We start from the raw sequence: 24784 nt of genomic DNA, 5'->3' as shown, positions 1-24784 counted from the left end.
CTCCGAAAACCCTGCGTTTAATCGAATTCACGCAGCATGCATAAATAAACAAGAAGGCCTGCGATGCTGAACAAACACCGCAAGAAATTTCCCCTAGCTATGCCCTGCCAGTTCGCAGCATTCTTGCCAGAGGTGGGCGTTGTTTTGCACCTTCAGGATCCATGAGAGCGGGATACCTTTGTCGGCGTCCAGACCGTGGATGGCACCAAGCACTGCGCCGATCAGGATAGAGCGTCCGGCGCTGTCGCCGCCTGCCAGAATGTTGGTCTCTACGGCGTCTCGATAAGACGCCGTATTCTTCAAAATGTGGAAGCTGAGTGGGACGCCTATTTCCAGGTGGCATGCGCGGCCTGTGGTTTCGCCGTAGCTGACGGAGTCAGTTTCGGTTGCCCCCAGCGCAGCTTTCAGTTTGCCTTGAATGTCAGGGTGCGCACCGTCGGCGGCTGCTGCCAAAGCGTCCTGCAGCTCTTCGCCATTGACCACTCGGTCCAGAAGGTCCGCGAACACAAAGCCGTAAGCGACGGATTCTTCGTTGTTGTTGGTGGAGCGGATGATGGCTTCCACCTGATCCTGCATCTGATCGCTTTGATCGTAGGCAAACAGCACTGCGGGGATCTTGGAGAGGGCCGGGAGCTGATCGTCATCAACACCGGAAGGCGTCAGCTTCTCATTGGCGATGTTTTCCAGGGTGCCACGGGTTGGGCGGTCGATGTAACCGTTGTAGGTGCCGCCAGCACCGAAGTGTGCGGCAAAAGCCTGCTGAAACTCTTCCATCTTCAGGTGCTTGTCATGCGCCAGCAGGTGTTGAAGCGCCAGATGCAGGTTTTCACCGTATTGGGTGAACTGACCATCCTGCCTGTTCGCATGGGCGAAGTAAGCAGGGACGCCCTCAAAGTAGGATGGCGTCAACGGAACAAAGGCAGCGGAATCGTGTTGTTCCTGCGTGACATGGTGAATGCGCTCAACATCATAAAGCCAGTGCAGCCCAAGGGACGCTGCATCCGCAACAAATGCACCAAGAAGGCTGTGGGCCTTAACCGCATGCTGGCTCATTCAATTCTCCAATCACCACTCAAATTTTGAAGAGATAATAGGCAGAGCTCCCGCCAACGAAAAGCCCCTGTAACCCGTTTGTGATTGATCTTCCTATGACTTTGCTAATCCGCAGAGCAAAGAGCGCTCTCGCTGGAGAAATGGATGAAGGTCATCTCCGTGCCCTGATAATCGCCGGTGCTGGTGTGATGAGCGTTGTTGGTGAGGGTGGTGATGGTTTTGGTCCAGAAGCTCTGGGCGCCTGCGTTTTGGGGCAGGACACGCACTTGCCAATCGCCGGGGTGTCGTTGCAGGCAGGCTTTTAACGCGGCCTGTCCCAGCCCTTGCCGCTTGAACTTTCCAAGAATGAAGAACTGGCCCATGTCGATGAGATCGGCATCATAAGGATAGCGCCGGACCAGCGCGAACCCTGCGATCTCGCCGTTGCTCATGATGAAATAGGGGTGATGATCTGCCTGCCGGAAGTAGGCAAGCACGATGTTCTCGTCAAACTCAAACCGACCTTCCTGGGAGATCGGCCAGTGCATGTATTTTGACATGTCATAGAGGTAGAGCTGAAACAGGTTCATCAGCGCAGACACATCGGCCTGTGTCATCGGTTTCAGTTCAATGGACATCGCTCTTCCCCCCGGCGCGCAGCACTGCGCTTCCCTAGCATTGATGATGAAGGGACGTCGAGGGGTATTGGAGTTTAAACCGGTGTGACCTTGCAGACGATGGGGCGGGTTGGTTCCAGGAAGAGGACGCCTTCCGGCTCCACCTTGTCGGCATTGAGGATGTCTATATCGAACTTGCTGACGATGCGGGCGAGGATGAGGGTGCCTTGCAGGATGGCGGAGCTGGCGCCGGTGCACATGCGCAGGCCACGGCCAAACGGCAGAAAGCTCTTCATGATGATGTGCTGATCCTTGCGCATGTAGCGCTCAGGATCAAAGCGATCCGGGTTGAACCAGTATTGCTTGTGCCGGTGCACGATCCATGGAGAAACGGTGATCTGCGTTCCTTCCTGCAAATCCAGTTTGCCCAGCTTGAGCGGCCTGCTGGCGCGGCGCGTCAGGTGTGGGATCGGCGGATAAAGGCGCAGGATCTCGCGGAACACATTGCGGGTGTATCTGAGGCGGGAGAGCTGCTCAAAGTGAATGTCGTCATGCCCTGCAACCTTGCGCACTTCTTCTCTGATCTTCTGCTTGGCCTCAGGGCACTGGGACAGCACAAAGAACGCCCACATCAGCACGGCAGCGGCCAGCTCCTGACTGTTCAGGATGGTGGTGACGTGATCAATCAGCTGCTTGCGGGTGAAGGGAATATTGGTTTCAGGGGAGCGGGCGATGAGGAATTTGTGCAGGAAACTGTGGTGAGAAAAGCTGTTGCTCTGGATGTTACCATCAATGAGCATGCTCACCAGATAGCGCAGCTGCTGCGCGGCATACATGGCTGTTTGCGGCAGCTTGGGCAACTGCCAGGCAACGCCTTGCTCAGCCGTTTCGCGGATCAGCTGTGAGATGCGCAGCTCAAAATCGCGGGCGTGGGAGTTGATCTCCTTGAACACGTCTTTGGGCAGCTCGTTTGAGAACAACATGCGGTAGGCGATGTCTGCATTGAGGCGGCGGAGCAGCAAAGACAGGTCGATGACCCGGTTTTCGTTCCGAATTTCTTCGCAGTAATCGCTGAACCGGCCAATGGAATCTTGAATATGTTCAAAGTTGACCTGCTGCGTGCGCATGGTGCCAATGGGGCGGATCATGTCGCGCTGGTCCAGACAGCGGTTGTTGCTGGTCACGATCGGGTGGTCACCCAGCAAAGGGCGCAGCAGCTCGATCATGCCTTCTGCTTTGACGAAGATTTCGGGCTTTTCTTCAAAAATAACGGAGATCAGATCAGGGTCGTTGACCAGATAGTTGGTGCGGTCAGAGGTAGAGATATCAACGACATCTGCTTTGTAAAGTTCTTCGGGAAGGTGCTTTAGGAGGTTTGTTTCAACGCCATCAAAATCCCCCGTACCTTCGGTGTAAGGGTGAGGTGCCGGGGGGCGATATAAGCTGTTGTTTGTATCCATAGAGCCTGACTCGATTGCATCATACTGGTCACATCGAGGGTCCTCGCGGGATTGACCCGATGGCGGAGTGTAGCCGCGGCCTTTTTAATAATTCGCTGAAATAAACTTCGGATCATATTGAAAATACAATGCAATTGCTGGTGGTCCTGAAGGGGCGGATGTAACCGTAAAACTGCATATCTGCCATGCAACGGGATACCTTGACAGTTTGACTTGATTTCATATATTTTGAGTTCAAAATAAAAAAGAGATAAGTGTATGAATGTTTCCCCACGAACCTATGGCTACCTGCTGCGGATCAGCATTTCCTTCTTTATGAGCCTGCTGATGTCCTTTGCCATGCTGGTTCTGAACCTCGGGTTCGTTGAAAACTTTATGGCCCTGTGGTTCAAATCCTTTTCCGTCGCCTTCGCACTGGCCGTGGTCATCAGCTCGCTGGTCTTCCCGTTTGTGACTGTGCTGCTCTCCAAAGTGGTGCGTGTTTGCGACGAACCTGCTGAGCTGCACGAGGCACCAGAAGGCTGCTAACGGGGTGGCCTTTAGTTCGGCAAGATGTACTCATCCTGCGTGGCAATGAACGCATCAAAGGTCTGCGAGTGATAGACCTGAAAACACCCGTAGCTCTGTGAAATCTCTCCGCTTTTCATGATCCCGATAAACTTCTGTGCTTCCTGAAGCATCAACACGACCGTTTCATAGTAGGGATCGTGCGTCATCTCCAGCGTATACTCATCCTGCATGATCATGTAGTGGCCTTTGCCCGCAAAGGAAAATGCCCGCTTGGACAGCGCCAGATCATTGGCAAGCGAGCTGCCCGGATCAATGGCTATGAGGCAGGAGATCAGGGCAAAGTCCTTCAGAGAACTTCTGGCTACGGCGATGTTTGAATCCAGCTGATCAGCAGAGACTGCGCTGACTGAGGGCAGAGCGAGAAAGAGAAAAACCAATAGCCGGAAAAGGTGTTTCATTCTCAAATCCTTTGGTTTCAGCCGCTGTTGAGCTATCGCAAACGTAATCAGAACCGACGCATAAGCGCTCTCACTTCCGCAAAACGACACCACCTAAACGAACTGTGATGCAAAAATAGCTGCTCTGCGTTTTTTGCATTTGCTTTGTGATGCATCAGAGTATACGTGCATTATTAATGTCGATTGGCATTCAGAATTACTTTTCAGCACATTTCCTCCCTCTTCATTCGCTTTCTGGTTCGTCTCCGTAAGCGGATTTGTGCTGCTAGCAAGGACAAAAAATGGCTCAGTTCCTCAGCAAGCGAAACATGGGTATCGCGCTTACAATCCTGTCTACGCTGATCTTCGCGATGCAGGATGCGATCACCAAGCAGCTGGTGTCAGATCATCCGATCTGGTTCATCATGATGGTGCGTTTCTGGGTGCTGTTGGCGATTGCTGTCGGTTGGGCCATGATCAGCGAGCAGGGGCTTTACAACGTGGTGCGCACAAAGCGCCCGGGCCTGCAAATCTTCCGCGGTCTGCTGCTGTTTGCCGAAATCTGTCTGATTACCTTTGCCTTCAGCATGCTGGGACTGGCGGATGTGACTGCAATCTTTCAAGCCCATCCATTGATCGTCACCGGCCTCGCTGCTGTGTTTCTGGGTGAAACTGTTGGCTGGCGCCGCATTACGGCAATGGTGTGCGGTATGGCGGGCCTGCTGATCATGCTGCAGCCAGATGGCAACATCGGCGGCTGGGGTGCTGTTGTGGCTTTGGCTGCGTCCGTCAGCTTCGCGCTCTACCAGCTGTTCACGCGCCTTGCGAGCCAGGACGACAGCGCGCTGACCTCTTTCCTTTACGTGGGCATCGTGGGCACTGTGCTTTCCACCATCATCGGCTCCCAGCACATGATGGCGTTTGATGAGGTGGAGTGGGTTCTGCTACTTGGCATCTGTGCCACGGGAACCTCCGCGCACTTCCTGCTGATGAAGGCTCTCTCGCTGGCTCAGGCGAGCGATATCCAGCCGTTCAACTATCTGCAGCTCGTCTGGTCCATCCCAATCGGCTTCCTTGTGTTCTCCGATCTGCCGGTCTGGAGCACCATTCTTGGCGCAATCGTCGTTGTTGGCGCAGGCCTGTTCTCCCTCTCCCGTCAGCGCATCCGCGATGCGGAAAAGGCGGCAGCTGGCGAGCCGGAAGCGGCTGAGAAGGTGGCTGTCAGAGCTGACTAGAATGCGTTTGCAGGTTCTGTGAGAACACGCGTAATCAGAGGTTAGAGTCTGTGGCCTCGCGCCAGAAACCGCAGAACCTCGCCATTGGTGGGCCAGCTGCGATATCGCGGGGCCCTATCGTCCGGCACGGGCATGCAGTCATTCTTGCCAAGAAAATGCGAGCCGACCAATTGCCCCGCTTTGCTGAAAAGCTCCAGATTGGTACGGAAAAGCGTTCGCCTCACAGGCACCACCGTCTTTTCCGCTAGCACCTTGCCCGCATCAATCTTCTGAATGCTCTCATGCAAGCTCACCGTAAAGGCCTGCTCATTTTCCATGATCGCATGAAAGACCGGATCCGGCCCTTTATAGATCGGCAGTTTGCCGGGGTGGATGTTGTAGGTCTTACCCGCAAAGCGCTCATAAAACGCGGCATTCAGGATCTGCCCCAGATGCACCGTCAGGATGATGTCCGGCTGGCAGCTTTCAATGAAATCCAATGTTTGCGGGGCACTCACATCCGTCGTGCGCAGGATAGGGCACTGCAGGCTATGCGCCCACACGCTCATGCTCTTCCATTTTGGGACGTGCGGCAGCCGGTAGGCAGGCTTGGTCACTGCACCCAGATAGCCTGCATAGAGCGGGCCTGAGCGAAGGATCAGATCTTTATAGGCCCGCCAGTCATCCCGTTTGCCAACGACAGAGGTGCACTTCACCAACCCCGCGATCTTGATCTCAGGGTGAGCCAGCAATGAATGCAGGGCTGCATCTGTGTAGACACTCGCGTTGGAAATGAGACAGATCTGCACTGCACCCCCTCAAACTACATAAAGTGATCGTAAGTAACGCCCATCTTCCGCGCCTTGGCCATACGCGGCGGCTCCATGCGCTTCAAACGTTGCTCAGCATAAGCGGTTGAGAGGATCTTCTCTGCCGTTCCCTTTGCAGCAGCTTCCAACCCCTCGGCGTTATAAAGCGTGCCGCGCACCTGAATGGTGGCTTTGAGCGCCTCGACAAACTTACGGAACACATCCGGCTCTGGCGGTGTCGCGGAACGCCAGAATTCTTCCCAATCGCCCTGATGAGTCAGGCCATCCATATCGTAAATAGTTGGCAGAATGCAGCAGGTCGGTACGCCATACTCCAGCGCTTCAATACCTGCAGAACTGTTGATGGTCAGCATGCCAAGGGAGGGTTCTGCCAGTTCTTTGATCGTCCGCCCATGGATGAGCTGCGTCCGGCCCTCAACCCCATGCATACGGCTGGCCTCAACGATAGCGCGGGAAAGATCCTTGAAGCGGTACTCCAGCGGATGGCTTTTGAACAGCAGCAGCGTTCCATCCGGCGCATTGCGTGCAAAGGAAGCGATGACTTTCTCAATGGCCTCATAAATGCTGCCAAACGGGGAGTGGTCCCTGATCTGAAAATCACCATTCAGCTGCAGTGCAAACAGGTAATAAGGCATGCCGCTCTGCTTCAGCTGCTCCCATATCACCTCAGCTTCCTGACGCCGCTTCTTGGCCTGCATCCGAGCCTTCAGCCAACCACCATAAACTTGCGTGCGTGGTTCTGTGCGGTGATTGCGATAATGCGGAAACTTGCGAGCGTGCAGTGCGTTGTAGAAGGTGAACCCCAGCTCTTGCAACACAATCTGCTTGTAACTGCCCGGATAAACAACGGCGCTGCTATCCTCTTGCGCAGGCGTTTCCAGTGCCATCAACTCCTGCTTGCTCTGCGGGAAGTGCGAGAGAGCGGAACAGCCGCCAAACTCCACTGTCATCCAGTCAGGACGCAGATAACCAAGCTCAGTGGCGATGATGTTCACATCCAGCCGCTTGGCAACGCCAATGGCCACCTTGTGATAGTAGCGACGATCTCCATGCAGCAGGATATCCGTCACCCCATGCGCAACGATAAGCGCTTCCAGAAACAGCTCCCAGTTCTCTTCCGGCTCTGCAAAATGGATGGAGTCAGTCTGCTCCCAGTCATGCACATCGCTGCCACAAAAATGCACTTTCAGCGTCTTCGCACCCAGTTGCTCCAGGTGGTGCGCTGTACGTGCGTAGTATTTGGAGAGCGGCCCTTGCAGCAGCAAAATGCAGCGGTTGTTTTCTGAAGTCATTTGTCACTCCAGTAACAATCATCTGGAATAGGAGTACCCGCCGCTTTGGCTTGCGCCAGGCGTGGCGGTGTTTCAACATAAGCGTCATGCCCGTTGACGCCGTCATTCAATATGCGTTTCACAAACTCTTTAGCAGCCAGCTGCCGGCCTTCCGGATTGAAAAAGCTTCCACGCACCTGAATGGTATGTCCCATAAGCTTTTCCAGATCATGATAAAGGTCAGCATTCGGCTTTAAAGGTTCCTTCCAAAACTCACCCAAAGAGCGCTGATCCGTCAATCCGGCAATATCATAGACAGCAGTGCCCATCGCCTTCACCGGCACGCCGATACTAAGGGATTCCATCCCTACCGTACTGTTCACCAGCACACAGCCACGGGAGTGCTTGAGCAGCTTTCTCAGGTTTCCGCCATCGATGATGATCGTCCGGTCCTGGCACCCGAACTCCGCCGCAACATCGCGGATAACCTGCGGCCAGTTCTCCACGTTGTTGTCAAACGGATGAAGCTTGAACACCAGCTTGTTGTCAGCAGGTGCACTTTCCGCAAACGTGCTGAAAAGCTCCCGAATAAAGCTGGAAAGGTGCTTGTAGTGTGAGTGGTGCCGGATCTGATAATCCCCCTGCATCTGCATAGGAACCACAAAGTAGTTGGCATGCTCTTCAACTAGCCGCGCAATTGTCTCTTCCGCTTCCACACCAAGCCGCTTCTGACGCATCAACCGCGGAATGTAACTGAAGTAATCGCGGAACGGATGATAATACCGGTCACGTTGATAAAACGGGTAGAGATAGGGAAAGAATACCGGAATGAGGTTGCAGATCACCTCATTGGTTGCTTCCTGCAAAAAGGCATGCGGAAACCGCCCCGCCGCCCGAAGGTCCGGCAGATCTGCTGCGCATTTCTGAATTTGCTCAGGATCGTTGGGGAAGTGAGAATAGACCCCCATCCCGCCACGCTCCAGCGTGATCCAGTCTGGCCGCATATACCCAAATTCATAGGCAAAGGTGTTGATGCCGCGCCTCATGGCAACATCATGCGCAATACGATGATAAGGCCGCCGATCCGCATAATAGAGGATGTCCGTCACCCCCTTCTCATCAATCAGCTTCTCAAGCCTGGCCCGCCAGTTCTTCAACCGCCCCCAATAATTCTTCGCGCCCAACCCAACCCGAAAGTACCAGTCACTCAGTGAAAAATTAACAACAGTACAAGCAACGCCCTGCGCCTCAAACTCCTTCACCAACGCCCGACAAAACCCTGATGGATGAGACTGCAAAATAAGAATTGACCGAGCCGCCATAGAAACTCTGCTCATTTACTTTTCTTGATTTTTACGATGTTGAGCAAGTGCTTCATCGACAGAGTCATACATAGTCAACTCGCCTTCATGTAATAAGCAAGCGCTGTCGCAGAGCTTTTTAATTGTAGCTTCTGAGTGCGAAATCATGATGATGTTTGCGTGTTTAAGCTTTGTCTCAAAAACTTCATCACACTTCTTTTTGAAACGTGCATCTCCGACAGCGTGATCTCGTCGATCAGATAACACTGGAAGTTCACAGCCATACTTACACCGAAGGCCAAACGTGCTTTCATGCCGCTCGAATAAGTACGTATTGGGAGTGTCATAGATTTGCCTAGCTCAGAGAACTCCTCAACAAACTCCACCATCCGTTCGGTATCTTCACCGTACATACGAGCAACAAAACGCACATTCTCGATGCCAGTCATCTGACCAGCAAAGCCTCCACCAAAGCCAAGCGGCCAGGATACTTTGACATTACGTTTAATGCGACCACTATCCGGTAACTCTGCCCCTGCAATCAAACGCATAAATGTAGACTTCCCTGCGCCGTTGTGGCCAAGAACTCCGATGTTTCGTCCTTCAGGAAGTTTCAGTGTTAGACCATTGAGAATGGTCTTGGTCACCCCTTTCATGCGATATGTTTTTCGTACGTCTTGAAACTCAATCATTAGATAGATTTCTTTCGATATAAACGTTCGCCAAGAAAACCGATCAGAAGGAGGGCCATGGAGCAGCCTAAAAGATAAGATTTGCTCAAAATAATACTATCATAGTTTCCGTAGTAACCTTCTCGGAACCACTCGATGCCGTGAAGTATCGGGTTCCAAGATAATAATTTTACGATATGTGTTGGAAAATCGCTAGGTACGTAAAAAATACCCGAGAGAAAGAATAATGGTTTACTAATAATTGACTCCAGCTGCTTCCAAGTTGGCCACAGTCTGAATAAAACAGCATTTGTTGTACCTGCTCCAAGACCTAGAGCTGAAAGTACTAAGAAAGCAGCAGCACATTCCTCAACCTTCAAAGGTAATGGTGCATCGTCAAACAATATGATTAACCCAAAAAAAGCAAGCAGTATCATAAAATAAGTAAGAGTTAACAAGATGTACTTTGAGATTAGTATGTCAGTTTCATTCACTAATGGATAGCTGAGAAGCCCTCGACTTGCGTTAATAGCTGTCATGAGTGAATTCGATAACTTTGTGTAAGCTTGAAAAGGGAGAATCCCAGTAGCAAAAAATAATGCGAAACTGGTTCCAAAGGCCGGTGAACGGCCAAAACTAGAGAATATGAGAACTAATACGAGAGTACTAAGCGCGGGATTAACTACAGCCCAAAGATAACCGAGCTGGGTGTCCCCAAATGCAGTCCTTGTTTCACGAAGAACTAGTGCACCAATTACTCGTGCCTGAGTTATGATAACGCTTTCCATACTTCAATTTATTTAAGATGGTCGCGGATAGAATAGGCGATAACAGTGACCAGACCCCAAATGGCTAATAACCCTATGAATAGAATTAGTGAGTTTATCAAACGTCTCGGATAAATTGCGTCTTGAGGCTTTGAAGGTGGATTAAATACTGCGAGATATCGTTGCTGACGATCTGCCTCAGCCCTTGAGCGTTCTAAACCAGCGAGCGCTGCAGTGTAAGCTTGCTGAGCAAACTCTTGCTCTACAACTAACTCTTCATAGTTTGCAAGTAATGAAGACAAAGAAGAGAGGCGATCAGCTCCATTAGTTATAGTGGTTAATTGTACAGGTTCTCTACCGCTGATTTCATCGCGTTTGTTTAGTATTTGCTTTATTAGAACGTCTTCTTGCTTACGCAGTTGACGTATTGTTGGTGAGCTCTCGTCTATTGTACCAACAAGCGTAGCAAGGCGTGAGCGTGTATCTAAGAGTTGTTTTTCCAGCCCTGCTATGAGTTCAATCTGAACCTCAGCATTTTTGGTTGGATCGATTGAGCTCTCTGTACTACGGAAATCCTTCATACGCATGCGGATCATTTTTAATCGTAGCTCTGCGCGACGAACCTCTTCTTCTGCAAACTTTACTGCATCACGGCGGGCATTTTGAGAGAGTGTGTTTACCAGTTCAGATCCGTAAGAGAGGACACGAGAGGCAATCCGCTGTGTCATCTCTGGCGTAAATGCTTGTACTTCTACTTCAATGATGCTTGAGGTGTTGTCAAAACTAGTATTAATCATTCCACGCCAATATTGAACAAGCTCCTCGATTGGTAGTTCTGCTTCCAAACGATAAATAAAATCAACCTCGTTACTGCTGAAGTGCTTTAAGATGTCTTCATCGTTTGAAAGTCGCTCCACAACTTCACGGCCTTCCAGGTAATCCATCAGTATGAATGAATCTGTTGTGGTTGTTCCCACGCTAGCCAAACCAGTCAGCGCTCCAAAAAAATCTCCTCCAGCAGAGGTTCCATCCATTCCACGGACTGAGAAACCGATCGTCGATGAATACCGATCTGAAGCGATAAGCAAAAAGTAAGTAGCGCCCAGAAAGCTTGGAAGAAGGACCATAAGAGCGAAAGAGAGTGCCAAAAGCCGACGCCGAAGGTGTTGAGGTCTAAGTCCTTTGAAATAGAAGAAACCTGTCTTAGCAGAACTGCCTTGCTGCTCAGTTCTTTCAATGGGCAAAGCAATAACAGAAGCAACCCTCTTTAAAGGTGATTTTGCTGCTGGTTTAGCTTTACTTGCTTCAGATGCGGGTTTTGAGGGCTCTTTTTCTGAAGTCTTCGACGCCTCAGGGCGAATCTCAGCAACTTTTGCAGTTGATCCATTTTCCATAGTGCATCTTTGCCTTTTCAAAATCACATGCTCATCGAAGCAAGGAAACGCCAAACTCGTAAAATAAGAACAGTGAACTTTAAACACAGCATACCATGCAAAGCTAAGTTGAGAAGCCTTGTTAGAGGCAACCCGCTTTGTCGAGGCTTATACTGTGCTCAAAATCCCTCAGCTTAGAATGTACTTGCAGTTTTTCCAATCGCAAGAGTTCCGCTCAAAATTCTGATAAACTTGTTGAGTTCTGCCCCGTAAGCATTAGAGACATAGACAACGTCCTTATCTCTAAGAGTGAATAGCTGCCCCTTGAAGTAGGAACGGGCATCTCGCATGTTTAGGCGATAGATCACTGGAACCCTGCCAGAGTTTGTGCCACGATACTCTGTTTTAAGTTGCGTAATTACCTGGGGATCTTCATAGCGGAATACAAAGAGTCCTTGAGAGTTCGCTGCATTCTTATCCAGCCCACCAATGCGGCCTAATGCTTCAACAAGTGAGACGTTGGATGCCTGTAGTGGGTACTCACCAACCTTTGGTACGGCACCAAATGCTGTGAACGTTTGCGGATCGTGTGTGACAAAAATGCGATCACCCGGGCGCACGTAGACATTTTCATCGTTGTTGAGGAAAACGTTGCTCAGGAGTTGTTTTGCTTGTCTACCATTTCGGGAGACTGAGACATAGCTTTCTGTTGCTGGTGACGCATTGCCTCCAGCATTGGCGACAACATCAAGCAGTTTCTTGCCGCTAAGATCTAATGGATACTGACCTGGCTTGCGAACGGCACCATTCACAGTCACAAGGCTGCTGGCGTTTTGCTTCAGAGTTACGATTACTTGCGGGTTGGTTGCCTTGCGATCGAGTGCCACCTGGAGCGCTTCCTGAAGCCGCTCAACAGATTTACCTCGCGCGTGTACCTTACCGACGTAAGGGATTGTAATCGCACCGCTTTGGTTGACCATGAATGGACCGAGTTCGACGCCACCGGCCTGACCATTTGGAGTAAACAGGCGATCATTACCTTGTTCCCAAACGACAACAGACACGGTATCGCCGATCCCAACAATATGCTTAGGCGCCCACTTCCCGCCAGTAAACACCTTTGCCAGACCGTTCGGCTGGTAAGCTGAAAGGACTGAAGTAACATTGTCATCCAAATCAATCAGATGGTAGTCAAAAGGCTCGGCACGTCGATCAGACGAAGCTGCTTGGATCTCAGAGGAAACAGGTCCTGCAGACGGAAGCGCTGCGCATCCAGCTAGTAGAGCGAGAAGAGGTGTAATGACGGCTGCAGATTTAAAGAGTCGAGACTTATCTGAGATCTTGTTTGCATTCGCTAAACGACTAGAAAACTTCATAAAACTCTATCCACGTTTCCGTCAAAATCGAATTGAGATTGTAATAAATACTCAGTCCATATATGAGGGCTTTCATACCCCATTTGCAGCAAAAAAACAAATGCGTCTGCCCAAGCAGATGCAACTCACTGTTGTTTTCTATGGAGAATGCGGTCATAGCTGTGCGCAGTTACAAGACCGCGTTGGAAATTAACCATCTGTTTGCCATGAATGGCGCGGTGTGAGTGTCTGGAGGCTGTTTCAACATGTTCAAACCCAAGTCGATTCTCATCACTGGTGCTAGTTCGGGTTTAGGGCAGGCTATTGCGCTGGGGTATGCTGAGGTGGGTGTAACGCTTTGTTTGACCGGGCGAAATGAGGAGCGGTTGGGGGAGACTGTGCGGGCTGCGGAGGACCGTGGCTGCCGGGTGCTTTGGAAGCCGCTGGATATTTGCAATGCACAAGCCGTTCAAAGTTGGATCGATGAACTGGAGCAGGAGATTTCACTGGATCTGGTGATTTCCAATGCGGGCATTACGGGTTCTCATGGCATCGATGGTTCTGTTGAAACTGCCGAGACGGCGCATGCACAGATTGCGACGAATCTTGGGGGAACAGTCAACCTGTTCACTGCAGTAGCCCCCTACATGCAAAAGCGTAAAAGCGGGCGTATTGCTTTGATCAGTTCGCTTGCCGGAATGCAGCCGATTTCAGACGGTCCTGCTTATGGGGCCTCAAAGGCGGGCATCATTGCTTATGGGGAAGCAATGCGCGATCACTTGCATAAGTGGGGAGTGTTCGTCTCGGTGATTTGCCCCGGTTATATTCTCACACCGATGGCAGATCAGTTTAAGAGTTGGCGCCCCTATGAGTTCACTGCGGAACAGGCGGCAGAAAAGATCAAGAAGGCGATTGCGCGGAAGAGGGCGTTTTATGCGTTTCCGTGGCAGCTTGCCTTGAGCATTCGGATTGGAAAACTGCTGCCATGGCAGTTACGGCGGCTTGGAAATCAGCGCTTCAATTATCAGCGCTGATTCAAATGGTTAGCGTCAACTAAGCCGACATGACTTGCTGTATGGAGATGGGGTTGCTGTTGTAAGTCGCCATCTCTTCATTCACCAGCTGAATTGCTTGGTCCAGCTGGTCCTCAGTGTGCTCTGACGTAATAAAGAAGCGCAGACGAGCGGATTTTTCCGGCACTGCTGGATAAATGATCGGCAGTACGTTCAGGCCGCGATCCAGCAGGCGAGCAGCCAAAACGGTTGCCTTCAAGGAATCACCAACCATAATCGGAACCACTGCGCAGCCCTGGCTTACACCGGTATCAAGATTTGCCGCTTGTGCTTTTTCCAGGAAGTATTGGCCATTTGATTGTGCTGCCTGAACACGTTCTGGCTCTGCTTCCATTAGGCGAATGGCTTCACATACGGCTGCGGCAATTGGTGGGGCGATGCCAACGCTGAACACAAAGCCAGAAGCGGTGAGCTTCAGATAATCAACCAGATCACTACAGCCGGCGATATAACCGCCACATCCAGCCAGTGTCTTGGAGAATGTGCCCATCCAGATGTCGACGTCTTTTGGATCAATCTGGAAGTGCTCAGCGATACCACGACCAGTTTTGCCAAGAATGCCGATGGAGTGTGCCTCATCGACCATGAGCCACGCACCATACTTTTTCTTGATCTCGATAAGGCGTGGCAGATCCGGATAATCGCCATCCATGGAGTACACGCCTTCCACCACAATCAGTACACGTGGATGTTTGTGCGCACGCAATTCCAGAATATTTTCAAGGGCATCCAGATTGTTGTGCGGGAAGGACTGGCGCACAGCACCGGAGAGTTTGGCGCCGGTTACAATGCTGTTGTGGATGTAGCTGTCGTGGATGATCAGATCATCCGGCTGCATCAGCTGGCCGATACTGGTGACGTTGGTGGCATGACCGCTGACAAATGCAACAGAGCTCTCGACACCATGCATCTTCGCAATGAGTTCTTCCAGCTCTGTGTGGATCACCCGCTCACCAGCTACAACTCGGCTTGCGCTGGCAGAGATGCCATAGTGGTCAACGGCGGTTTTTGCCGCTTGCTGAACCTTCTCGTGGCCGTTCAATCCAAGATAATCGTAGGATGAGAAGTTAAGGTACGTCTCTCCATCAATCTGGGTTGTTGCTCCGGCACGTGCTTCATGGGCGCGGAAAAACGGATTGTTGATCTGCAACAGATCCGCCGCGGCTTTTTGAAGGCGAATTTCTTTGAAACCTGGCAAGTCAGCAAATTTTGGAGCGATTGCCTGTGTCTGAGCTGGTTTGGTTGCCTTTGGCTTAGGAGCAGCCGACTTTGAGCGCCGCACAGCGCTCAAAGCATTTAAACGGTCGTCTTTGCTCAGTTTTTTCTTTTCTGACTTGGCCATTAATTCAAAATTCTTGCACTCTTGTCTTGATGAGTATCGAGGATCTCGCGCACGCTTGATTTTTGAGCGTCATCGAGATCATCAGAAAGGTGCTGGCTTGCAAGAACATTGTGCGAGCCATCCTCAGCAGAGGCATCACCACCTTCACGTTTGCGGAGCTTTTGCAGAATCTGAGCTGCAAAATCATCCAAGCATGTCCCGCCAGAGATAGAAACCAGCGGAATCTCCAGATTGAAACGCTTCTGAATACCCATGCGCAGTTCCAGTCCCATCAACGAATCCATACCGAACTCGGCCAGTGGGCGCTGATGAGAGATGTCTTCCGCAGGAAGGCGCAGGATACGGCCAATTTCACCGGCAAGAATATGCGCAACGACTTCCTTGGCTTCAGCATCAGACTTACCTTCAATCAGGGAAAGAATGTCTGTTGCTCCATCGCTGTCGCCATCAACGTCAGTGCGGCCCACGATCTCCTGGAAGAGAGGCTTGCTGAGCAGAGACAAAGACTGATGTGCTGCAGCCCATGCGAAGCGGCCGATATGGACAACTGCGCTTGGGGCAGATCCATCATCCTGTTCCATCGCCAGCTTCAGGATATCCAAGCCTTCGCGTGCTTTGATAGTTGCCTCACCAAGGTGACGGGAAAGCTTGTTGGAAACATCTGCGTTTCTGGCAAGGAAGCCCACATCACCGATCGCACCCCAGCCAACTGCTGTAGCAGGCTTGCCCGCTTTACGGCGCGCTCTTGCGAGGCCTTCCAGATAACCATTGGCAGCCACATAATGAGACTGACCAGGGTTACCAATCAGCGTTGTCGCCGAAGAGAACAGAATGAACTGGTCAAGCTCGTCGTCGCGCGTCAGTTCATCAAGCAGACTTGCACCCTGAACTTTTGGTTCCAGAACCTTGCGGAAGCGCTTTTCGTCAAGTTGCTGAATGATACCGTCATCCAGCACCATCGCTGCGTGGGTAACGCTCTTGATTGGCGCAGACTGGCGCAGTTCGGTCAACAGAGTGTTGATCGCAGCCCGGTCGGTCACATCACAGCTGACTGCAGAGACGATAACGCCCTTGTTGGCAAGTGTCTCAAACAGCTTCTCATGAGCCTCGCTTATGTTTGCAGAGCGGCTTGTCAGAGTGATACGGCGTGCGCCGTTGTCCGCCATCCAGCGGCAGATCTCCAGACCAAAGCCTCCCAGGCCGCCAATGACAACATGATGCCCATCAGCGGAGAACTCCAGAGGCTTGCGTTCCTGAGGGACGCGGACCTCTTCTGGCTGAGGAGGTGTAATCAGGATCTTACCGATGTGGCCGGAGCGCTGCATTAGTCGGAAGGCATCCTGCACATTGCGACCTTCGAAGACGCGGTATGGCAGTGGAGTGAAGGTGCCATCTTTGATCAGCTCAAAAACATCTTCAATCAGCTTACGGGCCAGATCACTGTCATGCAGAAGGATCTGGTCCAGATCGATGCCGAAGTAAGACACATTGCGACGGAATGGGCGCAGGCCGATTTTGGTATTTGCGTAGTAATCGCGTTTACCCAGCTCGAGGAAGCGGCCAAATGGGCGAACAATGTTGATACTCGCTTCCATCGCTTCGCCAGCGAGGGAGTTCAGAACAGCATGGACGCCTTTCCCATCTGTGATTTCCATGACCTTGTCAGGGAACTCGAGACTGCGAGAATCGAGAATGTGGTCTGCTCCAAGCAGACGCAGAATCTCACGTTTCTCTTCTGAACCTGCAGTTGCGATAATTTTGGCGCCAACGTGTTTTGCAATCTGCAATGCTGCAAGGCCAACGCCACCGGCACCACCATGAATGAGAACCCATTGATCTTCTTTGAGTTCTCCAAGGTGAATGAGAGAATAGTAAGCTGTCAGGAAGGCAACAGGATAAGTTGCAGCAGATACCAGCTCCTGGCTCTGATCAAGCTTTGCGACCGCGAACTTAGGGCATGTTACATAAGAGGAGTAACCACCAGAAGTGAAGGCGACCACTTTGTCTCCAATTGAGACATCACTCACATTCTCACCAACACGGGTAACCGTACCAGAGATCTCCAATCCCAGATTTGGACCGCCATATCCATCTTCAAGAGCTTCTTCCGGCAGCATTCCCAGAGTCCACATCACATCACGGAAGTTAAGGCCGGTTGCTGCGACCTTGATCTCAACCTGATCCTGTGTAGCTCAATACGCTCCTGTCCGCGCCAGTCCAGATGGTTCAGGGATCCTGCCTCAGAGAAGTTAAGTTCAACGTTTTCTGCTGGCACCCAGGACGATTGGCCAAAACCGGATTTAACGCGTGAAACCACCTGATTTTCATGCGGTAGGAGAAGCTCGTTCTCCTGATTTTGTGAGAACACAGCTTCCAGAACATCTGAGGTAATGTCCTCTATGGACTTTTCAAGCCCCACATCCAGCGTAAGAGGTGTAAGCTCTGGAGCTTCGTTTCCAAGCACACGTGCAAACGTCCATGCAGCACTTTGTACTGGCGCTTCCTGTTTTGAACTGTGACCACTGCCGCCAGGAGCAACGAATGCGAGCTGCCCAGCAAGCCCCGGATAAGCTTTGACAAGACCGACGCAGGTTGCGCAGCGCTTCATCACCTGGTCGACAGGATTATCGCCAGTTTCAGCCAGGCCATAAAGGTGGATGATCGATTTCTGATCAGCATCGAGGAAGGCAGACCCCGCCAGGGCAGTCTTCCATCCGCTTGCTTCATTCAGATCAAACTGATCACTGTCAGCATCGAGGATAGTGACATTACAGGAGGCGAGACGTTCGTCTGTTTTGATCGCCTTGGCGATCTCCTGTTCCTGCTTTGCATTGCCGGTAAGAACAAGGAGAGCATCATTATCTGTCAGATCAAGACGTGCATTTGGTTGCTGCTCAGCTTTAGAAGCAATAGACGTTGCATTAAGCAGAACAACGGAAGCCCCATCTTTCAGTGCTTCAATTGCAATCGGTGCCTCAAAAGACGTGTTACCGAACTGATCCAGCCAATCATTGCTTGACTTAAGTGGGCCGACTGGGAACTCATCGGACAACGAACCTGCAAACCAGTCTTGAGATAAGCCGAAGGCAACGTCATGGAAGACGTCGGTCAGAGGCTCAATCGCTAGGAACTGGCCACCTTCTGAGAGCGATTGCCCCAACTTATCGAAGAGCTGAGCTCGCTCTGACACGCTGTGTGGAGCAGGCCAGAAGAGACGATAATGTCAAACGGCCCTTGTTCCAGCGCTGCTTCCCAAGTGTGATTGCTATCCTGATTGCTGGTGTCGAAAACAGTAATGTTCGGCTCATCCAGGACACTGGCAGTCAAGCGTGCAGCACTTTTATGATTGCTGTCCGCGATAGAAATACGCGTGATCCGATTTGGAAGAAGTTGCTGAACATCCTTTGCCAGATTCAGGCCAGAGCCGCTCAGATCCAAAACGTGTAGTGGCGTGTTCAGATCCCAATCAGCAAGCGCAGTCTTCAACCATTGCGACACGCTTTTGCTGCGCGTTTGTGCCTCTGGAGAGGAATACCAATACTGTTCCAACATCGCGCTGGAATGCTCGAGGTTTTCCTCATCAACGGTACCGTGTTGAAGACTCTCAAGTACATGCTTGCGGGTGGTTGCAAGGATTGTGGCCGCAGCGATATCTTTCGGACTTTCCTCAAGCACACTTTCAACCAGCAAATCGAACTCTGGAAGTTCAAAATCACTGTTCAGATCAAATCGACCTGCACCACAGTCTGTTGCTGCACCGGCTTCTTCCAGAATGCTCAGAAGATTGATGAAATAGCGTCGGTGATTGACAGGCAGGCTTTCGATGGTGACGGTCTGATCATCATCGGCAAACTTTGAGATGATATCGAAAGCCGTCCGCTGTGCTGCTGCGTTGAGCAGCAAGTAAGCTTCACGCTCTGCTTCGTCTTCAACAGTCCTGAACTTTTCAGCAACGTAATCCTCAATCGCAGGGAAGACGTGGGCCAGCTTATTTGCTTGAGCTGATGGGTTACGCTGCAGAGCAGACTCTACGCGATAAATCAGATCAGAGGGATTGTCTTTTCTGCCGAGCTCGGTTGCTCTGAAACGCCCGCCTCTGATTGCGATGATGACGTTGTCATCTTCATCGAAGATCTGGAAATCCGCCAGAATTGAGAGATCAGACGCACGTTTTACCTGTATGCGCACATAAGCAGGGGATGAGCCTGATTTATATTGACGAACTTTATCAAAGAAGATCGGCACGTAAGCCTTGGGACGGCTGTTTTGTGTCGTTGTTTCTCTGAACAAAGACAGCAATCCATGGAAACACCCATCTAGCTCAGCAGGATGAATGCCGAAAGCAGAAACCTGATCAACTTCGTCCAGTGCAGAAAGATGGACGATAAAGGTACCTTGATCGACCTGAGAAACGTTTTGAGTGCGCTGGAAGCGTGGTCCAAATTCTAAGCCGTAGGTTAGAGCAGCTTTATAAATTTCCTCGCCGCTATTGATGAGGCTCGCAGCTTCAAAATCCAGCTGAATGTCAGGAGCTGTCGTCTCCAGCTTCCCAACGCGGCCAACGGCGTGCAGCTCCAGTCATCACCACTCAGGCGCATGCGACTGGAGATTTTAACTGTGCCTGTTTCCCCAGAGATTTCAGTTTGAACTTCCGTCAGATACTCGTCGCTTAAGACAAGTGCTTGCAGAATATCCATGGACCGGAGTTCAACAGCTTCAGAGCCATACAAAGAAGCGCCTGCTGCAAGAGCCATCTCAACATAACCAGCACCCGGGAAGATCATCTGGCCGTTAATGACGTGATCTTCCAGGAATGGCACGGTGAAGCGGTCCAGATGGGTCGTCCAGAGATTGTAATTGTTGTTTGGGCGCCATCCAAGCAGAGGGTGTTCTCCCCCCCGGAAGATGCCCATGTTGGCTTCATGACTGTTTTCAAAGCGGAAGCTTTTGTTTTGCCAAGGCAGAGGTGGCAGATTGACTGGCTCCTCTGGGTTTTTGCCGAATAGCTTGTCTGTATCGACTTTAATGCCTGCAACAAAAGCGTGTGCCACCAGATTAATGACTGGATCGGCTCCATTCAGTTGCTCATTGGATAAGCTGGAAAGGACGGAACCTTTTCCGCCTTTGTCAGCTGCAACCTGGCGGAGATAACTCTGCAGAATTGGTTTTGGACCAATCTCGATGATGGTTTCAGCACCAAGATCCAAAGTAGTTGCAACAGCTTTTGAAAAGAGCACTGGTTTGCGAAGGTTTCGCCACCAGTAATCAGCATTCAAATCCTCACCATCAGCGACAGCACCTGTGACAGTGGAGATGAATGGGATGTGACTTGATGTAGATTCAACCGTTCCAACTGCGTTGCGGAATGGCCGCTCAACGGGTTCAATAAGTTGACTGTGGAATGGATAGTTCAGCGCAACTTTTCTGAAGGCAACATGGTTGGCACGGGCAAACTTAGCAAAGCCGTCCATGTCTTCTTTGGTGCCAGACAAACTGACCGACTTTGGACTGTTTTCAGCTGCAACTTCAATGGAATCAAAACCGCTTTTAGCAACAAGGCGGCGCGCTTCATCGGCAGGGAGCACAAGTGCTGCCATGGTGCCGTGACCAGCAACCACTTCTTGTTCCGCAGATCGATGGAAAACTAGATTTACAGCAGCTTCCAGAGTGAGCGCGCCTGCAATGTGAGCGGCAGCGACTTCACCGATGCTGTGACCCAGTACCATGTCTGGTTTGAGTGCGTAATCTTCCAGAGCCTTGCACAGGGCAACCTGAACAGCAAACAGAAGCGGCTGCGCGATGCTGGTCTTTTTAAGATCTTCTTCAAGCGTTTCACTGAAGAGTTCAGTCTTCAATGACCAGCCAGACAAGCCTGCGAAGATTGTATCTACACTATCAAAGACCTGCTTAAACGATCCGTTTGCAGCGTAGGCATCACGGCCCATGCCTGCCCATTGAGCGCCATTTCCAGAAAATGCAAACGCGCATTTTCCAGTGCTTGCAGCTTTGTTGGAATAGATGACATTCGTGTTTTTCTGATCATTCGCAAAGTCGGAAAGTGCCGTCTTCAACAAGGTTAGATCTGCGCCTGTAAAGACGGCTTTTTCTTGAAAAGCCCGCTTCCGATGAAATGTTGCTGCACAAATCTTTCGACTGTCTTTTTCAGTCAAAAGGTTTTCTTGCGCATACTTTTGTGCGAGCTCAACGAGTGCTTCTTTGGTTGGCGCGCTAAGAAGCAAAGCACTCTGATTTTGCTGAGTATTGAGCTGAGTTACATTTTCAGCTGGCGTATCCGGATCGCTAATGATGACGTGGGCGTTGGTACCCCCAAAACCAAACGAGTTCACGCCAGCAAAACGCGGAGCACCTGTACGAGGAAGCTCAACGCCTTCACCTGCGACTTTAATGTTTAAGCCATCAAAATCGATATCCGGGTTTGGATTTTTAAAGTGCAGACTGGCCGGGAAGTAATCATTTTGCAGAGCCAGAATAGATTTTGCTAGTCCAACCAACCCTGATGCCGGCTCCAAGTGACCAACATTGGTTTTCACTGAGCCAATAGGCAGTGGTGCGCGTCGTTTTTGTGCAAGAGTTCGACCAATGGAACCAGCTTCAGCCGGATCGCCAACACGAGTACCTGTACCGTGGGTTTCAACAAATGCGAGCTGGTTTGGATCAATTCCGTGCGTTTTGTAAACGCGATCAAGCAGATTGGCTTGTTCCACATCCGATGGAAGGGACATGCCGACAGTGCGACCATCAGAGTTGACGTCAACAGCTACAATGTCAGCGTGTGATCGCTGACCTTTCCAACGAGGGGCGTTCTTCCGTTTGATGACGAGTGCTACACCACCTTCAGAACGCACGTAGCCGTTACCGTTGGCATCAAAGGCTTTACACTGACCATCTGGAGACAACATGGTTGCCTGCGCAAAACCGACAAATGGGAACGGACTCGCAAGTACGTTCACACCCGCTACAATGGCACAATCAATACGACCGGAACTCAGCGCCCGATAGGCTTCGTGAAGTGCAACCAGAGAAGAGGAGCACGCAGTGTCGACCGTAAAGCTTGGGCCTTTCAAGTCGAAGATGTAAGAAAGACGATTTGAGATAATGGATAGCGTGTTGCCGGTCATGAAGTGACCTGTTGCAACGTTCGGATCGAATAGGCTCTCGTTAGCATAATCGAGAGCAGACGCGCCTACATAAACGCCAACATGATCTCCAGCCAGAGTTTCTGGCGAAATACCAGCGTCTTCAATTGCCTCCCAAGCAAGCTGTAGAAGGATCCGTTGCTGTGGATCCATTTGCTCTGCTTCACGGGGGGATATACCAAATGCGGTTGGATCAAAATCCCAGAGATCTTCTACAATCCCTGCTTTGAATGTATACGCCTTTCCTGGCTCAGATACGCGCGGATGGAGGTATCTGAACTGTGACCAACGATCAGAAGGTATTTCTGAAATACTATTCCGTTCTGATTTCAGCAGATGCCATAGAGCTTCTTTACTTGAAGCACCGGGTACACGAACTGATAGGCCTACAATTTCCAACACGCAGCAAAACTCACTCAAACAGGGATGGCATCTAGATCTGTGATGCCTGTATCTAAAGTTAAATTTCCATATATAACCTAGACGCGAATGTACTTTCAAAAAAGAACGCATCAACAGATATTTTTATATCATCTAATGTAATGGCAGAGATTTTAGATTGATGATTTTAGTTATAATTCTAATTATGATGAAAATTTTGAAATCTTGGAGTTAGCTTTTTTGATGGTTTAGTTTTGTAAAATATTGGTTTATTAATTTTAATTTATTTTATGGTGCGTTGTTGGTTTGTTTTAAGTGTATATTGTGTTCTGTTGTATTATTTAAATTAATTTTTATTTTTATGATTGTGTGTTGCGAGTATGATTATCTTAAGTAAACGTTTCTACTCAAAGCACCGCTCATAAATCTCTTCAATACGCTTTGTTTCTTCTTCGGTCAGCGCCTCGAATTCTTTTGATCTCGCGCGGTGGGAGAGTTTTCCGTTATTTTGATTCAGGAATCGGAAGAGTAAGTCGGACAGGCGGGCGGGCATGTCGATGAGTTGGGAGAGCTCGCGTTGGAATCGGTCGTGGTTTTGTAAGAAGCGGGCTTCCTCGGGTAAATCGTGTTCAACCGTACGTTTTACACAGGCGTAGAGGAACTCTGCATGAGCGGTGGCGTCAAAGAATCGGTAAAAGTCTGCTGTTTCGTTGGTCACGGTGAGGTTGCCGTGGGATGTGGGTTGCCAGTCAATCTTGCCGAGGAGGCGAGCTGAGTAATCTTCCAGCACTTGTCTGTAAGTATCGATTCGTTCCAGAATCACTGCGGAGACCGGAAACACCACACCGGGTGGGTTGAAGCCGCGCTGTGCCAGTGCGTGGTGGATCAGGTAGCGGTGCAGCCTTCCGTTACCGTCTTCAAATGGATGCACGTAAACAAAGCCGAAGGCGAGAACAGCTGCTGCCAGAACAGGGTCCAGATGTTTGGCGTGGTCATGTGCAAAGTCGATCATGCCTTTCATCAGACTTCGCAGGTCTTCCGGCTTAGCGCTGATATGATCTGGCACGGGCATACGGGTTTCGCGGTCATGCATGCCGACGAAGCCGCCTTCTTCACGCAGACCCAGATGAACGAAGCGGTCGTCACCAATCACGATGCGTTGGAGGCGAAGGAACTCGTCGATGCTCAGCGGTGTTTTGCCAGCCTCTGCGATGGCGCGGCCCCAGCGTTGAATACGGTCATGTGCCGGGCGTTCTCCCTCAATGGCGAAGCTGGACTTACTGTCTTTCAGCAACAAAAAGGCTGCAGTGCGAGCGAGCAGATCTTTGGGAACGGATGCAGCTGCATCCATTGCTTTTTCTTGTAGTTTGGCCTGCTGAAAGGCCTCCAGATCCTTATTGCGGAAGATGAGAGGGCAGAACAGAGGTGTTCCGGGCAGGTTGTTGCGCACGCGATGACGGGGTGAGGAGACAGAGCTGCCACCGAATTGCTTGTCTGTATCCAGTGCATCCACATAGGTACCTGTCTCAACATCGGGCAGGTCTAGTTGCTCGCCAAGCAACCATTCATAGAGAAACCAGATGCGCCGTGTATAGCGGCCCGTCGGGCGGGATCTTACCAGTTCTTCAATGGGTTCCGGACCGCAGGCAAGGAACAAGCGCTTGAGCAGTGCCAGATCCAGTCCTTCGTTTTTCAATGCAAAGGTGAGGTGGCCCAGCAGTGTGGCTTCCGGGGCGTGGCGAGGTGTGAAAATGCGCCAGCCGTCTTGATCGATGATCTTGTGTCGATCTCCGATGGCACTTAGTTTGTGCGGAAGTGGTACTCTTAAGTCATACGCATCAATTAGCGCTGAGTAGCCTGCTGGGGTTGCAGGTACGGGGAGCCAGCTTTCGTGAAAAACTGTTACGGCCTGTGAAAAAGGCTTACTCATGCACTGCTCCCATGAAAAACTGTTACGAAAGATAGCGCAGAGGGAGACTTATGTGAATACCTG

Annotated in this window: 20 protein-coding genes and 1 pseudogene; 4 read left to right on the top strand and 17 right to left on the bottom strand. The window is 50.9% G+C overall.

Annotated elements, in window-relative coordinates:
* Positions 1–93 precede the first annotated feature (93 nt).
* The 3 genes from JCM12308_RS13060 to JCM12308_RS13050 all read right to left on the bottom strand — a co-directional run bounded on the left by JCM12308_RS13060 (position 94) and on the right by JCM12308_RS13050 (position 3109).
* Positions 94–1053 carry an ADP-ribosylglycohydrolase family protein gene (locus JCM12308_RS13060; protein WP_054784018.1) on the bottom strand — a complete coding sequence of 320 codons (960 nt, stop codon included), beginning with the start codon at positions 1051–1053 and terminating at the stop codon, positions 94–96.
* Positions 1054–1157: 104 nt separating this feature from the next.
* Positions 1158–1670, bottom strand: a complete 513-nt coding sequence (locus JCM12308_RS13055) for a GNAT family N-acetyltransferase (protein ID WP_054784017.1) — start codon at positions 1668–1670, stop codon at positions 1158–1160.
* Positions 1671–1744: 74 nt separating this feature from the next.
* Positions 1745–3109 carry a cytochrome P450 gene (locus JCM12308_RS13050; protein ID WP_054784016.1) on the bottom strand — a complete coding sequence of 455 codons (1365 nt, stop codon included), beginning with the start codon at positions 3107–3109 and terminating at the stop codon, positions 1745–1747.
* Positions 3110–3367: 258 nt separating this feature from the next.
* Between JCM12308_RS13050 and JCM12308_RS13045 the strand changes: the two genes are divergently transcribed.
* Complete coding sequence (locus JCM12308_RS13045) at positions 3368–3637, top strand: DUF2798 domain-containing protein (protein ID WP_014290339.1); 270 nt, start codon at positions 3368–3370, stop codon at positions 3635–3637.
* Between the two features lie 11 nt (positions 3638–3648).
* Here JCM12308_RS13045 and JCM12308_RS13040 read toward each other — a convergent pair whose 3' ends face one another.
* Positions 3649–4077, bottom strand: a complete 429-nt coding sequence (locus JCM12308_RS13040) for a hypothetical protein (protein ID WP_083417217.1) — start codon at positions 4075–4077, stop codon at positions 3649–3651.
* A gap of 308 nt (positions 4078–4385) precedes the next feature.
* Between JCM12308_RS13040 and JCM12308_RS13035 the strand changes: the two genes are divergently transcribed.
* The gene (locus JCM12308_RS13035) at positions 4386–5291 is read left to right on the top strand and encodes a DMT family transporter (RefSeq protein ID WP_208978544.1); all 906 of its coding nucleotides are present in this window, start codon (positions 4386–4388) and stop codon (positions 5289–5291) included.
* Between the two features lie 41 nt (positions 5292–5332).
* Here JCM12308_RS13035 and JCM12308_RS13030 read toward each other — a convergent pair whose 3' ends face one another.
* The 7 genes and pseudogenes from JCM12308_RS13030 to JCM12308_RS13000 form a co-directional block, all read right to left on the bottom strand.
* A complete protein-coding gene (locus JCM12308_RS13030) occupies positions 5333–6079 on the bottom strand; it encodes a formyltransferase family protein (RefSeq protein ID WP_054784014.1) in 747 nt (248 codons plus the stop codon).
* A 14-nt stretch (positions 6080–6093) separates the two neighbouring features.
* A complete protein-coding gene (locus tag JCM12308_RS13025) occupies positions 6094–7392 on the bottom strand; it encodes a capsular biosynthesis protein (RefSeq protein ID WP_054784013.1) in 1299 nt (432 codons plus the stop codon).
* Positions 7389–8708 (bottom strand): capsule polysaccharide biogenesis protein, encoded by a 1320-nt coding sequence (locus JCM12308_RS13020; RefSeq protein ID WP_208609152.1) that lies wholly within the window; start codon positions 8706–8708, stop codon positions 7389–7391. Before JCM12308_RS13020 ends, JCM12308_RS13025 begins: the two co-directional genes overlap by 4 nt.
* Positions 8709–9364: pseudogene (locus JCM12308_RS13015) on the bottom strand (ABC transporter ATP-binding protein). It lies immediately after the preceding gene.
* The gene (locus tag JCM12308_RS13010; protein ID WP_054784012.1) at positions 9364–10131 is read right to left on the bottom strand and encodes an ABC transporter permease; all 768 of its coding nucleotides are present in this window, start codon (positions 10129–10131) and stop codon (positions 9364–9366) included. Before JCM12308_RS13010 ends, JCM12308_RS13015 begins: the two are co-directional and overlap by 1 nt.
* A gap of 8 nt (positions 10132–10139) precedes the next feature.
* Positions 10140–11504 (bottom strand): KpsE/RkpR family capsule polysaccharide export protein, encoded by a 1365-nt coding sequence (locus JCM12308_RS13005; RefSeq protein ID WP_054784011.1) that lies wholly within the window; start codon positions 11502–11504, stop codon positions 10140–10142.
* Between the two features lie 173 nt (positions 11505–11677).
* Positions 11678–12658, bottom strand: a complete 981-nt coding sequence (locus JCM12308_RS13000; RefSeq protein ID WP_208978543.1) for a polysaccharide biosynthesis/export family protein — start codon at positions 12656–12658, stop codon at positions 11678–11680.
* A 124-nt stretch (positions 12659–12782) separates the two neighbouring features.
* Between JCM12308_RS13000 and JCM12308_RS28305 the strand changes: the two genes are divergently transcribed.
* Positions 12783–13052 carry a hypothetical protein gene (locus tag JCM12308_RS28305; protein WP_164845295.1) on the top strand — a complete coding sequence of 90 codons (270 nt, stop codon included), beginning with the start codon at positions 12783–12785 and terminating at the stop codon, positions 13050–13052.
* A gap of 52 nt (positions 13053–13104) precedes the next feature.
* On the top strand, positions 13105–13872 hold the full coding sequence (locus JCM12308_RS12995) for an SDR family NAD(P)-dependent oxidoreductase (RefSeq protein WP_054784009.1): 768 nt from the start codon (positions 13105–13107) through the stop codon (positions 13870–13872).
* 19 nt (positions 13873–13891) lie between these two features.
* Here the strand turns inward: JCM12308_RS12995 and JCM12308_RS12990 are convergent, their stop codons facing one another.
* The 6 genes from JCM12308_RS12990 to JCM12308_RS12980 all read right to left on the bottom strand — a co-directional run bounded on the left by JCM12308_RS12990 (position 13892) and on the right by JCM12308_RS12980 (position 24721).
* A complete protein-coding gene (locus tag JCM12308_RS12990) occupies positions 13892–15253 on the bottom strand; it encodes an aminotransferase class I/II-fold pyridoxal phosphate-dependent enzyme (RefSeq protein WP_054784008.1) in 1362 nt (453 codons plus the stop codon).
* A complete protein-coding gene (locus JCM12308_RS29875) occupies positions 15253–17385 on the bottom strand; it encodes a type I polyketide synthase (protein ID WP_244271905.1) in 2133 nt (710 codons plus the stop codon). The genes JCM12308_RS12990 and JCM12308_RS29875 overlap by 1 nt, the downstream gene beginning before the upstream one ends.
* On the bottom strand, positions 17385–18413 hold the full coding sequence (locus tag JCM12308_RS29870; protein ID WP_208978541.1) for a hypothetical protein: 1029 nt from the start codon (positions 18411–18413) through the stop codon (positions 17385–17387). Before JCM12308_RS29870 ends, JCM12308_RS29875 begins: the two co-directional genes overlap by 1 nt.
* The gene (locus JCM12308_RS32305) at positions 18377–19729 is read right to left on the bottom strand and encodes a polyketide synthase dehydratase domain-containing protein (protein ID WP_373282362.1); all 1353 of its coding nucleotides are present in this window, start codon (positions 19727–19729) and stop codon (positions 18377–18379) included. The genes JCM12308_RS29870 and JCM12308_RS32305 overlap by 37 nt, the downstream gene beginning before the upstream one ends.
* Positions 19711–22923 (bottom strand): beta-ketoacyl synthase N-terminal-like domain-containing protein, encoded by a 3213-nt coding sequence (locus tag JCM12308_RS29860; protein WP_280138373.1) that lies wholly within the window; start codon positions 22921–22923, stop codon positions 19711–19713. Before JCM12308_RS29860 ends, JCM12308_RS32305 begins: the two co-directional genes overlap by 19 nt.
* A 271-nt stretch (positions 22924–23194) precedes the next feature.
* Entirely contained in the window at positions 23195–24721 is a 1527-nt protein-coding gene (locus tag JCM12308_RS12980; RefSeq protein ID WP_054784007.1) for a Fic family protein, read from the bottom strand.
* Positions 24722–24784 lie beyond the last annotated feature (63 nt).

Source organism: Pseudovibrio denitrificans JCM 12308 (assembly GCF_001310815.1).
Classification (GTDB): Bacteria; Pseudomonadota; Alphaproteobacteria; order Rhizobiales; family Stappiaceae; genus Pseudovibrio; species Pseudovibrio denitrificans.
This window is presented reverse-complemented; position numbering and strand designations above follow the sequence as displayed.